Source organism: Rhodanobacter umsongensis (assembly GCF_042654965.1).
Taxonomy (GTDB): Bacteria; Pseudomonadota; Gammaproteobacteria; order Xanthomonadales; family Rhodanobacteraceae; genus Rhodanobacter; species Rhodanobacter umsongensis.
Window position 1 is genome coordinate 130965 of sequence record NZ_JBHSMK010000009.1, and the last position, 13467, is coordinate 144431.

A 13467-nucleotide genomic window follows, 5' to 3' on the forward strand; every position below is an offset into this window, starting at 1 on the left:
CGACCATGAAAGACACCTTTGCCGTACGCGACACCCTCGAGGTCAACGGCAGGAGCTACGCCTTTGCGAGCCTGACGAAACTGGGTCAGCGCTTCGACCTGAAGCGGCTGCCGTACTCGATGAAGATCCTGCTGGAGAACCTGTTGCGCCATGAGGACGGCGTCGACGTCACCGCGAAGGAGATCGAGGCCGTCGCCACCTGGAGTGCGGAAAAGGAGCCTGATACCGAGATCTCCTTCATGCCGGCGCGCGTATTGCTGCAGGATTTCACCGGCGTACCGTGCGTGGTCGATCTGGCTGCCATGCGCGACGCGATGAAGGCCCTCGGTGGCGACCCCACCCTGATCAACCCGCTGTCGCCGGCGGAGCTGGTGATCGATCACTCGGTGCAGGTCGACGTGTTCGGCACGGCCGACGCGCTGGAGCGCAACGTCGAGATCGAGTTCAAACGCAACCAGGCCCGCTACAGCTTCCTGCGCTGGGGCCAGAAAGCGCTGGCCGATTTCAAGGTGGTGCCGCCGCGCACCGGCATCGTGCACCAGGTGAACCTGGAGCACCTGGCGCGCGTGGTCATGGGCAGCGATGTCGACGGTCAGCTGTGGGCGTACCCGGACACCGTGTTCGGCACCGATTCGCACACCACCATGATCAACGGCCTGGGCGTGCTGGGCTGGGGCGTGGGCGGCATCGAGGCGGAGGCGGCCATGCTCGGCCAGCCCTCCTCCATGCTGATTCCGCAGGTGGTCGGCTTCAAGCTGTCCGGCCGTCTGCCGGAAGGCGCCACCGCGACCGACCTGGTGCTCACCGTCACCCAGATGCTGCGCAAGCAGGGCGTGGTCGGCAAGTTCGTCGAGTTCTTCGGCCCGGGCCTGCAGCACCTGCCGCTGGCCGATCGCGCCACCATCGGCAACATGGCGCCGGAGTACGGCGCCACCTGCGGCATTTTCCCGATCGATGCCGAGTCGCTGCGCTACCTGCGCCTGTCCGGCCGCAGCGATGACCAGGTCGCGCTGGTCGAAGCGTATGCCAAGGCGCAGGGCCTGTGGCATGACGAGAACAGCGCGCATGCCGAATTCACCACCACGCTGGAGCTGGACCTCGCCGACGTCAAGCCGTCGATGGCCGGTCCGAAGCGCCCGCAGGATCGCGTTCTGCTCACCGACGTCAAGCAGAACTACCGCGACAATCTCGGCAGCACCACTTCCAGGCGCAACGGCGCCGAAGCACGGTTCGCCAACGAAGGTGGCGGCACCGCCGTGGGTCACGACAAGAGCGAGGCTGCACCCGGCCAGCACGTGTCGATGAATGGCCAGGACTTCCACGTCAACGATGGCTCCGTGGTCATCGCCGCGATCACCTCGTGCACCAACACCTCGAACCCGGCGGTGATGCTGGCCGCCGGCCTGGTGGCGAAGAAGGCCGCTGCCAGGGGCCTGAAGTCCAAGCCGTGGGTGAAGACCTCGCTGGCGCCGGGCTCCAAGGTGGTCACCGACTACCTCGAAAAGACCGGCCTGCTGACCGAACTGGACAAGCTCGGCTTCTATCTGGTCGGCTACGGCTGCACCACCTGCATCGGCAACTCCGGCCCGCTGCCGCAGGAGATCAGCAAGGCGATCAGCGACGGCGACCTCACCGTCGGCGCCGTGATTTCCGGCAACCGCAACTTCGAGGGCCGCGTGCACGCCGAAGTGAAGATGAACTACCTTGCCTCGCCGCCGCTGGTGGTGGCCTACGCGCTGGCCGGATCGCTCGACGTCAACCTGGGCACCGATCCGCTGGGCAAGGACAGCGAAGGCAAGGACGTCTTCCTGAAGGACATCTGGCCGACCAACCAGGAAATCAGCGACTTGATGGCGGGCGCGGTCACCTCGGACATGTTCCGCAAGAACTACGCCGACGTGTTCAAGGGCGACGAGCGCTGGAGTTCGATCGACTCGCCGGACGGCGACCTGTACGCGTGGGACGAAGCCTCCACCTACATCAAGAACCCGCCCTACTTCGACGGCATGACGATGGCGCTGACGGCAGTGGAGGACATTCATGGCGCGCGCTGCCTGGGCCTGTTCGGCGATTCCATCACCACCGACCACATCTCGCCGGCCGGCGCGATCAAGAAGGACTCGCCGGCCGGGCGCTTCCTGATCTCGCGCGGCGTGCAGCCCGTCGACTTCAACTCCTACGGTTCGCGCCGCGGCAACGACGACGTGATGGTGCGCGGCACCTTCGCCAACATCCGCATCAAGAACCAGATGCTGGACGGCGTGGAGGGCGGCTTTACCCAGTACGTGCCGACCGGCGAGCAGATGGCGATCTACGATGCCGCGATGAAATACAAGGCGGACAAGACGCCGCTGGTGGTGCTGGCCGGCAAGGAGTACGGCACCGGTTCGTCGCGTGACTGGGCGGCCAAGGGCACCCTGCTGCTGGGTGTGAAGGCAGTCATCGCCGAGAGTTTCGAGCGCATCCATCGTTCCAACCTGGTGGGCATGGGCGTACTGCCATGCAGTTTCAAGGATGGACAGAACGCTCGGACGCTGGGCCTGACCGGCAAGGAAACCTTCGATATCGCCGGCCTCGACAACGGCAACTCGAGGGAGGCGACCGTCACAGCCATCGCCGCCGACGGCGCCAAGAAGCAGTTCGTTGTCAACGTGATGCTGCTGACGCCGAAAGAGCGCGAGTTCTTCCGTCATGGCGGCATCCTGCAGTATGTGCTGCGTCAACTGGCCGCCAAGAAGGCTGCCTGAGTTTCAGCGCGTCATTGCAGAACCAGGAAGGCGCCCCGTTTCCGGGGCGCCTTTTTTCTAGATCGTGTGTTTCCAGCTCGCCGTATAGCAACGCCATGTGCCGTCGTCCTTGCGCCACGCCGATTCAACCTGGTAGATGCCCAACTGGTCGGGCAGCAGCTGGCCGCCGCTGGTCAGCGTGACCGTGAACGACGCCACCATCCGTTCGCCGCGGTGTTCGACCGACACCGGCCCCATCACCACACCGATGTGTTCACCGCGTAGCGCGAGCAGCCGGACCACGCCAGCCAGTTGGTTGCGATCGAGCTGGCCCGCATTGCCATCGAAGTCTTCGCTAAGCCGTGCAGCCAGGTCGCTGGCCGAACTGGCCTCCGCCGCCTGCGCGACTGCTGCTATCGCCGCGCGCACCTGCGCCTCATCGGGTGTGCGCCGGCAACCCGGCAAAGCCAGCGCGCACAACGCCACGGCGACCAGCAGGCAAGTGATTCTGTTCGATAGCGTCATCAATGCAACTCGTTGCAGTGCGGCTTGCCGCTATACGCGGGCGCATGCTCCAATCAACCGCGCCATGGCGCACGCTGGATGGTACCGCCATCCCGGCTCCATCCGCCGATTCCATGGCTGTCGACCACACAGGGAACCCAAGCATGAGCAACGAACGTCCGTGGCTGGATCACTATCCGGCAGGCGTGCCTGAACAGATTGACGTCAACGAATACGCTTCGGTCCCGGCCGTGCTTGACGAGGCCTTCGGACGTTTCAGCGGGCGCCCGGCGTTCGCCAGTTTCGGACGCCAGCTCAGCTACGGTCAGATCGACGAGATGAGCCGCCAGTTCGCCGGCTACCTCACCGGCGAGCTCAAGCTTGGCAAGGGCGACCGCATCGCCATCATGATGCCGAACGCCCTGCAGTATCCGATCGCCCTGTTCGGCGCACTGCGCGCCGGGTTGGTGGTGGTCAACACCAATCCGATGTACACCGCGCGCGAGCTCAAGCACCAGCTGGAGGATTCCGGCGCCAAGGCGATCGTGGTGCTGGACAACTTCGCCGCAACCCTGCAGCACGTGGTGGCCGAAACTCGGGTACAGCACGTCATCACCACCGGTCTCGGCGATTTGCTGGGTTTTCCGAAGGGTGCGCTGATCAACTTCGTGCTCAAGCACGTCAAGAAGATGGTGCCGCCGTTCAACCTGCCGCGGGCCGTGCGTTTTCGCGATGCGCTGGCGCGCGGCGCGGCGCATCCGCTGCCACCGGTGGGGCTGGGCCACGACGATGTCGCCTTCCTGCAGTACACGGGCGGCACCACCGGTGTGGCCAAGGGCGCCATGCTGACCCATGGCAACATGATCGCCAACATGCTGCAGGCCAGCGCCTGGATCGGTACCCGCCTGGTCAAACCGGGTGAAGAGGTGATCATCACGGCGCTGCCGCTTTATCACATCTTTTCGCTGACCGCCAACGGCCTGGTGTTCGCCCGTCTCGGCGGCCTGAACTGGCTGATCACCAATCCGCGCGACATGCCGGGCTTCGTCAAAGAATTGAAGAAGTCCGGATTCACGGCACTCACCGGCGTCAACACGCTGTTCAACGGCCTGCTCAACACGCCCGGCTTTTCCGAGCTGGATTTCTCGCGCCTGCACCTCACCCTCGGCGGCGGCATGGCCGTGCAGCGCGCGGTTGCGGAACGCTGGAAGAAGGTGACCGGATGCACGCTCGCCGAGGCCTACGGCTTGACCGAAACCTCGCCAGCGGTGTGCATCAATCCGCTTGACCTGAAGGAATACAACGGCTCGATCGGTCTGCCGGTGCCGTCGACGGACGTGGCCATCTGGTCGGAGGACGGCCAACCGCTGCCTCTGGGCGAGGTCGGCGAGCTGATGGTGCATGGCCCGCAGGTGATGAAGGGCTACTGGCAGCGACCGGACGAGACCGCCAAGGTGCTTGGTACCGACGGCTGGCTGCATACCGGTGACATCGCCCGAATGGACGAGAACGGCTATTTCTACATCGTCGACCGGAAGAAGGACATGATCCTGGTATCCGGCTTCAATGTTTACCCGAACGAAGTCGAGGATGCGGTGATGGAACACCCCGGCGTGCTCGAAGTGGCGGCGGTCGGCGTGGCCGACGAGCATTCCGGCGAGGTAGTGAAACTGTTCGTGGTACGCAAGGATCCGAACCTCACCGAGGAAGCGCTCAGGCAGTTCTGCCGCGAGAATCTTACCGGCTACAAGCGCCCCAAGCTGATCGAGTTTCGCGACAGCCTGCCGAAGAGCAACGTCGGCAAGATCCTTCGACGCGAACTGCGCGACGAGACCAAGGTTCCGACCTGAATCGGCCTCCGGAAAACCGGAACGCCCGCGCGAGGCGGGCGTTCCATTTGCAGCAGCCGTGTTTCGCTCAGCCGTCTTTCCAGTATTCGAGAATGTCGGCATAGCCGCCCAGCAGATTCCACAGCGGAACCTGCTTGTCTTCCGGAATGCGGCTATATGAAAAGCCGAGGTGGTGATCGGAGATGCGGACGATCGCGGCTTCGAGATGGATGTGCAGGTTGTGCCCGAAGATCATGTCGAGCACCCAGTCCTGCCCGGTCTCGCCCGACCAGCCCAACGGACGACGCAGCAAGGCGCCTGTAGCCGATATGTCGACCAGTTCAGTCGGATGCGACTCGCCGTGGCGGCTCATCAGCACCGTCGTCTCGATCTGCATCCGCGCCGGCCGCAATTGCTCCGGCTGGCCGTTATCCGGTTCGTTCGTGTCGATCACCATCGGTCCTGTCGTCCCCATTGCGCTGGCGTCCGCCGCCGGAATAACGCGATCTGCAAACATCGTCCTGAGTTCAATCTGTTGCCTCATGCAGCGATTCCATTCCGTCCGACGCCGGAGCATTGGCTTGCTGCGATGTTCATGCATAAGCAATCGCCGTGCCAGTCGTTCGGAGCCACGCCTTCCGACCGCCATTGCCCCGGCGGGCTTCCTCCGAACCATGCCATATCGGATTGCTGTCGCGCGAACGGCGCGTGGAACGGCCGGGATGCCCGGGCCGCCGCAACCGCCGCTTCATCGGCGCTGCAGGCAACATTGCCGCTGTTGGTCACATTAAGGTCACATGCCGCCCCGCACTGCCGAGGGCTTGCCGCCGGAAGCGCTTGCCAGGACACCACAAGTCACCACGACGCCCGTCACCATGGCCACGGTGAGGCCGCCGCGGAATCCTTCCCGCGGACAGACCGGGCACCCACCGACCGATGGCGCTCGGCTCGCTGGACTTGCGCCCGCCTAGCCGCTACTCTTCGACTCACGCGTGGCTCCATGGAATACGTTTGCCGTCCACCCCGGCGACCCTGGCTTCCACCCCGATGCTCTCGAACCGACCAGTAGTCAGTCTGTGGCGCCACTCTTCGCCGCCTCTGACTTGCGCCCTTGCCGTGGCTGACAACCCGGAGTTGGCGTGCGACGGCCGATCGCGACCTGCCTGACCGAACCACCGAGGTGTGGCTTCGTCTTGCCCGTCGCTACCCAGGCGCCCGCCGCGTCCCGGCTGAAGATGTGAAAGATCGCAGTACCGGGAATACCGCGTCGCCGCCATGTTCCGAGCACGGACATTCCAGAAATTGTGTCGATGCAAGAATGATTCCGATCATGTTGAACGCACTGCCAGCCGCTGAAGGCGGCCCCATGACATGCATTGATGAGCACTGAGCCCGTCGAGCCGCATAGCCCGGCCGCCGCACCGCAGGATGCGTTCGCGTCGGTACCGCAACAGCAGGAAATGCCGCTGGCCATCGTGCGCGGCCAGCCGATGCTGCAGATGCCCCAGGATCTGTACATCCCGCCGGACGCGCTCGAGGTCATCCTGGAATCGTTCGAGGGGCCGCTGGACCTGTTGTTGTACCTGATTCGCCGGCAGAACCTGGACATCCTGGACATACCGGTTGCCGAGATCACCCGTCAGTACATGACCTACATCGAGCTGATGCGGGACGTGATGCGGCTGGAGCTGGCGGCGGAATACTTGCTGATGGCCGCGATCCTTGCCGAAATCAAGTCGCGGCTGCTGCTGCCGCGACCGCCAGCCGAGGAAGGGCTGGAAGAGGATCCCCGCGCCGAGCTGGTGCGGCGGCTGCAGGAATATGAACGGTTCAAGCGGGCGGCCGAAGATATCGAGGCCCTGCCGCGGATCGAACGCGACAGCGTGGTGGTGCATGCCGAGGTGGGCGAGCGCAACGTGATCAGGTTGCCGCCGCCGCTGGAACTCACCGAGTTGTTGCTGGCGCTCAAGGACGTGATGCACCGGGCCGAATTGTTCGGTCATCACGCGATCAAGCGCGAGGCACTCAGCGTGCGGCAGCGCATGGGCGAGCTGTTGAGCCGGCTTGACGACAGCAGCTTTCACCGCTTCGAAAGCCTGTTCGACATCAGCGAGGGGCGTCCGGGCATCGTGGTGACGTTTCTGGCGATGCTGGAGCTGGCCAAGGAAATGCTGGTCGAGATCGTGCAGGAGGAACCGCTGGCACCGATCTACGTCAAGGCGAAGATCAGCCAGTCCGAAGAGATCGCCGACGACCCGGCAGACGACCCACAGGCGGGCGAATCGGCACTGATCGAATTGTCCGGCGAATGAACGACATCCACTGAATCGGCATCCGACCCAAGGTTATGCAGATCGAGCAACTCAAACCCATCATCGAGGCCGCCCTGCTTGCCTCCAGCCAGCCGATGACTGTTCATCAGCTGGGCGACCTGTTCAACGAGGGCGACGACGTCGACCACGAACGGATCGCAAGATCGCTGGAAGCGCTGGCAGGCGATTGCACCGGCCGCGGCATCGAGCTGAAGGAAGTCGCCTCCGGCTTCCGTTATCAGGTCCGCCAGGACGTGCATCCGTGGATTTCGCGGATGTGGACCGAGCGGCCCAGTCGTTATTCGCGCGCCTTGCTGGAAACGCTGGCCCTGATCGCCTACCGCCAGCCCATCACCCGACCCGAGATCGAGCAGATCCGCGGCGTGGTGGTGTCCTCCAACATCATCAAGACGATGGAGGAGCGCGAATGGATCCGGGTGGTCGGCTACCGCGACGTACCCGGCAAGCCGGCCTTGTTCGGTACCACCCGCGCCTTCCTCGACTACTTCAATCTGAAATCGCTGGACCAGTTGCCGCCCCTGTCGGAAATCCGCGACATGGAAGATCCGCAACTCCGGTTCGAACCGGAGCCGTTCCCTGCCCGCATCATGCGCGACCTTTCGATCGATCCGGACGAGGAACGGCGCGCCGAGGAAACGCACGGCGAAAATCCGGTCGAGCCGGCACCCGCCGACGACAGCGATACCGATCGACACGCCTCCGCGGACGCCGCAGATGCGCCAGATGCCGACATCGCGGTCGACGCCCAGGCGTCGACCGCTTCACCCGAGTCCCACCAGCCCGGCTCCGATTCGAGCCCCGCCATCGGGAACCCGATAGCCACTGCCGATGAGGCAGCGAACCCCGCCGCGGATGTCGAACCCGACACCGCCGAGCAAGATACCGAGGAGTACCGCGCATGACTGCGCCGCAGAAATCCGTTCTATCCCTGAAGCGCGAACCGCGCGTCGACGCCGCCACCCCAGCACTGGAAGAGCGCCTGCACAAAGTGCTGGCCAACGCCGGACTGGGCTCACGCCGCATGCTCGAACAGCGCATCCAGGCTGGCGAAGTGGAACTCAATGGCGCGCCCGCCGAGATCGGCATGAGCGTGAAAGCCGGCGACCGCGTGGTCATGGACGGCAAGCAGTTCGTCGTCGCCACCGACAGCCGCGACGAGACCGAGGTGGTGATCTACCACAAGCCGGAGGGCGTGCTGACCACGCGCGACGACCCCGACGGCCGCCCCACCGTGTTCGAACAGCTGCCGCGCCTGAAAGGCGCGCGCTGGGTCGCCGTGGGCCGGCTGGACATCAACACCACCGGCCTGCTGTTGCTGACCACCGACGGTGAGCTGGCCAATGGCCTGATGCATCCGAAGAGCGGCCTCGAACGCGAATACCTGTGCCGCGTGCACGGCGAAGTGCCCGACGAGATCCTCGAACGGCTGAAGGCCGGGGTGGAGCTGGAAGATGGCCCTGCCCGTTTCGACGAGATCGCCGTGATCAGCCGCGGCGGCAGCCACAGCTGGTTCCGCGTAGTGATTCGCGAGGGCCGCAACCGCGAAGTGCGCCGACTGTGGGATTCACAAGGTTTTCTGGTCAGCCGCCTCAAGCGCATCCGTTACGGCAACATCGAGTTGCCACGCAACCTGCGTCGTGGCGAATGCGAGGCGCTCGATGCGGAAGCCATCAAGCAGCTGCGCCAGACCACCGGCCTGGGCGCGCCGCAACCGGTGCTGACCCTGAGCCCGGTATTGCATCAGCGCCGTGCCAACCGCAGCGTTACCGAATATCGTCCCGAACGCGGCGCCGGTACTGCCTGGACAGGCGGTCAGGACGAAGCGCGCGAACTGCGCGCCTACGACCGCATCCGCGAGGAGCCTACGCGTGGGCGCAAGCCACCGCGCCGCGAGGGCAAGGAGGTCAACGGCAACGTCGTTCGTCCCGAACGTGGTGCCGGCGGCGCCAATCGCGTCGGCAAGGGCCGGCGCGTGGCACCAGGTCAGGAGTTGCCGTCGGTGCGCACCTGGTTCGCTGGCGAGAACCGCGACGGCACCAGCGATCGCCCCGGCGCGCCGCGTGGCAACACTGCCGGTGGGGCGGCAGGCAATCGCCGCCCCACCGGCGGCAAGCCGTTCGGCGCACGTCCCGGTGGTGAAGGCCGGACGGCGGGCGGCAGTCCCTACAGCGGTTTCGGCAGTGGCACCGCGGGCAACGGCAATCGCGCAACAGGCTCGCGTCCTGCGCCGGGCGGGCGCCCGCAAGGCCAGGGCGGCAACCGTGCGGCGGCCGGCCCCGTGCATGGCAACGCACGGCCGCAAGGGCTTGGCGGTACGCGTCCCCAAGGCCAGGGCGGCAATCGCCCGCAGGGCGCCGGTCGGCCGCAGGGTCAAGGTGGCAATCGCCCGCATGGCAACGCCCGGCCCCAGGGCCACGGCGGCGCTGCCGGAGGGCGACCGCCGGGCCGTGGCGGCAATCGCTCGGGCAATCGCTGAGCAAGGTGGGCACCATGGTGCGCATCTACCACAACAGCCGCTGTTCCAAATCGCGCGCCACGCTGGCGTTGCTGGAAGATCACGGCGGCACGATCGAGGTGATCAACTATCTCGACACTCCGCCAAGTGCGGCCGAACTGGTCGTGTTGCTGAAACAGCTGGGCATGACGGCTCGCGAGCTGGTGCGCGCCGGCGAGGCGGAATATCAGTCGCTCGGACTGGATGATCCCGCGCTCGGTGACGCCGCATTGATCGCCGCGATGGTGGCGCATCCGAAACTGATCGAGCGACCCATCGTGGTCGCCAACGGCAAGGCCGCCCTCGGTCGGCCGCCAGAAGCGGTGCTGGCGATCCTCCGGTCGCCGCAGGGCGCTGCATAGCGAGCCGCCTTCAGCGCGGCTTTTGTTCCCCGGCCGGCGCCGTCGCCACGATGAAGGGAATCAGCCCGGATCGAGCGAGAACCCGTCGGCGTCCATCCACGCCGGGAAGCGTTCGCGGTGGGCCAGCAGCGGCGCCGGGTCCAGCGCGACCGTCACCACCTGCTCCTGCGCACCCAGCTCGACCAGTGGTTCGCCGACCGGATCGATAACGGCGCTGTCGCCGGCATACGGAATCTCGTTGCCGTCCACACCGACCCGATTCACCCCGACCACATAGCTGAGGTTCTCGATCGCGCGCGCGCGCAGCAACGTGCGCCACGGACCACGGCGCGGCGCCGGCCAGTTTGCTACAAACAATGCGAGGTCGTAATCCATGCCGCCATGGGCGGAGGCCAGCCGGCGATTGCGCAGCCATACCGGAAAGCGCAGGTCGTAGCAGACCTGCGGCAGGATCCGCCAGCCCTTCAGCTCCACCACCAGTCGCTCGTTGCCACCGCCATAGCGGGTGTGCTCGCCGGCCATGCGGAACAGATGACGCTTGTCGTACTGGGCAAAGCTGCCGTCCGGTTGCACCCAGAGCAGACGGTTGTAGACGAGATCGTTTTCGCGGATCGCCAGGCTACCGCAGATCACCGCGCGCAGTTCGATCGCCAGCGCGCGCAGCCAGGCCACGCCCTCGCCGTCCATGGTGTCGGCGCTGACCCGCGTGTCGTTGCTGAAGCCGGACAGGAACGTCTCCGGCAACACGATCAGGTCGGCGCCGACCGCCTGGCGCACCAACGCGCCGTAATAGTCACGATTGGCCGGCGCGTCATGCCAGCGCGTGGCGCCCTGCACCAGCGAAACCTTCAGTGCATGCATATTTGAAGCTGGCATGTTCATAGCTGGCATAACCGCTCCGCTGCCGCGTCCATCGTGGCATCGCTCTTGGCGAAGCACAGCCGCAACAGGCGCGTGCCTGGCGCGCTTTCGTAGAACGGCGTCAACGGGATCGCCGCCACGCCACCGTGCTGCACCAGCCATTTGCTGAAACTGAGATCGTCCTCGTCGCGGATCGCGGAATAATCGACCAGTTGGAAATAGCCACCGGGCACATCGAGAAGCCTGAAGCGCGACGGCGCCAGCAGCGCGCGGAAACGATCGCGCTTGGCCTGGTAGAACGCCGGCAATTCCAGATAGTGCTCGGGGTTGCTGGCCATGAATTCGCCGAATGCCACCTGCGCCGGATGGAACGTGCAGAACGTGAGGTACTGGTGCACCTTGCGGAACTCGGCCGACAGCGCGGCCGGCGCCACGGCATAACCGACCTTCCAGCCGGTGCAGTGATAGGTCTTGCCGAATGAGGACACCACGATGCTGCGCTCGGCCAGTTCCGGATGGCGCAACACGCTCTCGTGTTGCGCCCCGTCGTACACGATGTGCTCGTACACCTCGTCGGACAGCACCACGATGCCGGTGCCGCGCACGATCGCCGCCAGCTCGTCGAGGTCGGCCGCCGACAGCACGGCGCCGGACGGATTGTGCGGGCTGTTGATCAGGATCATCCGCGTCTTCGGCGTCACGGCGTCGCGCACGCGCTGCCAGTCGATCGCGAACGCCGGCACGGTCAACGGGATATGCACGGCGCGTGCGCCCTGCAGCTCGATCGCCGGCTCGTAGCAATCGTAGGCTGGATCGAACACGATCACTTCCTCGCCCGCACGCACGACAGCGGCAATCGCCGCAAAGATCGCTTCGGTAGCGCCGGACGTGACCGTGATGTCGGTATCGACATTGAGCCTGCGGCCGTACAACTGCGCGACCTTCGAGACAATCTGCTCACGCAACGCCGCCGTGCCGTGCATCGGCGCATACTGGTTTCGACCTTCGTTCATGGCGCGGGTCAGTGCATCGCGCAGTCCCTGCGGCGGCTCGAAATCGGGAAAGCCCTGACCCAGGTTGACAGCCTTGTTTTCCAGCGCCAGCTGGCTCATCACGCTGAAGATGGTGGTGCCGACTTTCGGCAGCTTGGTTTCGATCATCGTCGTTCGGCCGTTTGGATGTCCATAAAGTTTCAAGCGTAGCTTATCGGCGATGCCGTGTGCATCACGGCGAACCAATCATGGCCGGGGCAACTCGTCAAGCGGACGCGACTTGCATTGCTCATGTTTCAGCAGCGTCATCGCCGGCAGTCGCGCGGCCAGAAAGTCGACGAGTGCGCGCACGCCCGGCAGCATGCCGCGGCGGCTGGGATAGACGAAGTGCATGGTGCCTTCGGGCACGCTCCATTCCGGCAGTACCACTTCCAGTTCGCCGCGGGTGATCGCGGGCGCGCAGACGAATTCCGGCAGCAACGCCACACCCATGCCGCGGCGGGCGGCCTCCAGCAGCACGGCGAAATCACCCGTGATCAACCGCGCCGGCACTTCCACACTGACCTGCTTGCCGTCCGTATCGATCAGTTCCCACACCTGCGCCCCCTCGTGCTCGCGCATCGACAACGCTGGCAGCTTGGCCAGCTCATCCGGTTGGGTCGGGCGCCCTTGCACGTCAAGCAGCGCGGGACTGGCCACCAGCTTGGTGCGTGACTGACCGAAACTGCGCATCACCAGGTTCGCATCGGTGTCCAGCTTGCTGCGCACGCGGATCGCCAGGTCGTAGCCTTCACCGATGACGTCAACCCGGCGATTGCTGGACAGTACCCGCACCTGCATCTTCGGGTACTGCGCCAGAAAATCCGGCAGCAGATGCGCCAGCACCGTCTGCGCCAATGAGACGGGACAACTCAGGCGCACCATACCGCGTGGCTCGGCGCGCAGTTCGTCCACGGCATCCTGTGCTGCCTGCGCCTCCTCCAGTACGGCGCGGCAATGCGTATAGAAGCGCTCGCCGACCTCGGTCACCACGAAACGTCGGGTGGTCCGCTGCAACAAGCGCACGCCAAGACGTTCCTCGAGTTGGGCGACGCGTTTGCTCAGCCGCGATTTCGGCACCCCGAGCGCACGCCCGGCCGCAGAGAAACCGCCGTGCTCGACCACTGCGGCGAAAAAGTAGAGATCGTTGAGGTCGTGCAGGACACCATCGAGCGAAGTCATGGTTGCTCCAAGGTCGAAACAGGAAGTTCAACCAATCGATAGATAGTACGAGGGCCGCCGATCCACTGTCACGAGCCGGGACAACGGGCAGCCCCGCAGGCTTCGGAGTTTCTCGTTGCGAGGCCGCTTTCAAGCTCGCACGAAA

General features: G+C 65.1%; 11 protein-coding genes. 6 read left to right on the forward strand and 5 right to left on the reverse strand.

Annotated features, from left to right (window positions below):
- The first annotated feature begins 5 nt into the window (after positions 1-5).
- Positions 6-2747, forward strand: coding sequence for an aconitate hydratase AcnA (acnA, locus tag ACFPME_RS13250; protein WP_377306067.1), 2742 nt, complete (start codon positions 6-8; stop codon positions 2745-2747).
- 57 nt (positions 2748-2804) lie between these two features.
- Here the strand turns inward: acnA and ACFPME_RS13255 are convergent, their stop codons facing one another.
- Positions 2805-3251, reverse strand: coding sequence for a hypothetical protein (locus ACFPME_RS13255; protein WP_377306069.1), 447 nt, complete (start codon positions 3249-3251; stop codon positions 2805-2807).
- A gap of 143 nt (positions 3252-3394) precedes the next feature.
- On the opposite strand from ACFPME_RS13255, the gene ACFPME_RS13260 reads away from it, so the two are divergent.
- Entirely contained in the window at positions 3395-5080 is a 1686-nt protein-coding gene (locus tag ACFPME_RS13260; RefSeq protein ID WP_377306071.1) for an AMP-binding protein, read from the forward strand.
- Positions 5081-5147: 67 nt separating this feature from the next.
- On the opposite strand, the gene ACFPME_RS13265 is transcribed toward ACFPME_RS13260, so the two are convergent.
- Positions 5148-5516, reverse strand: coding sequence for a PilZ domain-containing protein (locus tag ACFPME_RS13265; RefSeq protein WP_377306783.1), 369 nt, complete (start codon positions 5514-5516; stop codon positions 5148-5150).
- Positions 5517-6438: 922 nt separating this feature from the next.
- On the opposite strand from ACFPME_RS13265, the gene ACFPME_RS13270 reads away from it, so the two are divergent.
- The 4 genes from ACFPME_RS13270 to arsC are packed head-to-tail and all read left to right on the forward strand — an operon-like array spanning position 6439 to position 10248.
- Positions 6439-7371 (forward strand): segregation and condensation protein A, encoded by a 933-nt coding sequence (locus tag ACFPME_RS13270; protein WP_377306073.1) that lies wholly within the window; start codon positions 6439-6441, stop codon positions 7369-7371.
- A 35-nt stretch (positions 7372-7406) separates the two neighbouring features.
- Positions 7407-8294, forward strand: coding sequence for an SMC-Scp complex subunit ScpB (scpB, locus tag ACFPME_RS13275; RefSeq protein WP_377306075.1), 888 nt, complete (start codon positions 7407-7409; stop codon positions 8292-8294).
- Positions 8291-9868 carry a pseudouridine synthase gene (locus tag ACFPME_RS13280; RefSeq protein ID WP_377306077.1) on the forward strand — a complete coding sequence of 526 codons (1578 nt, stop codon included), beginning with the start codon at positions 8291-8293 and terminating at the stop codon, positions 9866-9868. Before scpB ends, ACFPME_RS13280 begins: the two co-directional genes overlap by 4 nt.
- Before the next feature lie 14 nt (positions 9869-9882).
- On the forward strand, positions 9883-10248 hold the full coding sequence (arsC, locus tag ACFPME_RS13285) for an arsenate reductase (glutaredoxin) (protein WP_377306079.1): 366 nt from the start codon (positions 9883-9885) through the stop codon (positions 10246-10248).
- Between the two features lie 60 nt (positions 10249-10308).
- Here the strand turns inward: arsC and ACFPME_RS13290 are convergent, their stop codons facing one another.
- The 3 genes from ACFPME_RS13290 to ACFPME_RS13300 form a co-directional block, all read right to left on the reverse strand.
- A complete protein-coding gene (locus ACFPME_RS13290) occupies positions 10309-11109 on the reverse strand; it encodes an amidohydrolase (protein WP_377306081.1) in 801 nt (266 codons plus the stop codon).
- A gap of 17 nt (positions 11110-11126) precedes the next feature.
- Positions 11127-12269 (reverse strand): pyridoxal phosphate-dependent aminotransferase, encoded by a 1143-nt coding sequence (locus ACFPME_RS13295; protein ID WP_377306083.1) that lies wholly within the window; start codon positions 12267-12269, stop codon positions 11127-11129.
- Positions 12270-12347: 78 nt separating this feature from the next.
- The gene (locus tag ACFPME_RS13300) at positions 12348-13322 is read right to left on the reverse strand and encodes a LysR substrate-binding domain-containing protein (protein ID WP_377306085.1); all 975 of its coding nucleotides are present in this window, start codon (positions 13320-13322) and stop codon (positions 12348-12350) included.
- Positions 13323-13467: the final 145 nt, after the last annotated feature.

Excerpts from the sequence above, each read along its gene's own strand:
- acnA (WP_377306067.1), top strand. The coding sequence starts at position 6 with ATGAAAGACACCTTTGCCGTACGCGACACCCTCGAGGTCAACGGCAGG.
- ACFPME_RS13255 (WP_377306069.1), bottom strand. The coding sequence starts at position 3,251 with ATGACGCTATCGAACAGAATCACTTGCCTGCTGGTCGCCGTGGCGTTG.
- ACFPME_RS13260 (WP_377306071.1), top strand. The coding sequence starts at position 3,395 with ATGAGCAACGAACGTCCGTGGCTGGATCACTATCCGGCAGGCGTGCCT.
- ACFPME_RS13265 (WP_377306783.1), bottom strand. The coding sequence starts at position 5,516 with ATGGTGATCGACACGAACGAACCGGATAACGGCCAGCCGGAGCAATTG.
- ACFPME_RS13270 (WP_377306073.1), top strand. The coding sequence starts at position 6,439 with ATGAGCACTGAGCCCGTCGAGCCGCATAGCCCGGCCGCCGCACCGCAG.
- scpB (WP_377306075.1), top strand. The coding sequence starts at position 7,407 with ATGCAGATCGAGCAACTCAAACCCATCATCGAGGCCGCCCTGCTTGCC.
- ACFPME_RS13280 (WP_377306077.1), top strand. The coding sequence starts at position 8,291 with ATGACTGCGCCGCAGAAATCCGTTCTATCCCTGAAGCGCGAACCGCGC.
- arsC (WP_377306079.1), top strand. The coding sequence starts at position 9,883 with ATGGTGCGCATCTACCACAACAGCCGCTGTTCCAAATCGCGCGCCACG.
- ACFPME_RS13290 (WP_377306081.1), bottom strand. The coding sequence starts at position 11,109 with ATGCATGCACTGAAGGTTTCGCTGGTGCAGGGCGCCACGCGCTGGCAT.
- ACFPME_RS13295 (WP_377306083.1), bottom strand. The coding sequence starts at position 12,269 with ATGATCGAAACCAAGCTGCCGAAAGTCGGCACCACCATCTTCAGCGTG.
- ACFPME_RS13300 (WP_377306085.1), bottom strand. The coding sequence starts at position 13,322 with ATGACTTCGCTCGATGGTGTCCTGCACGACCTCAACGATCTCTACTTT.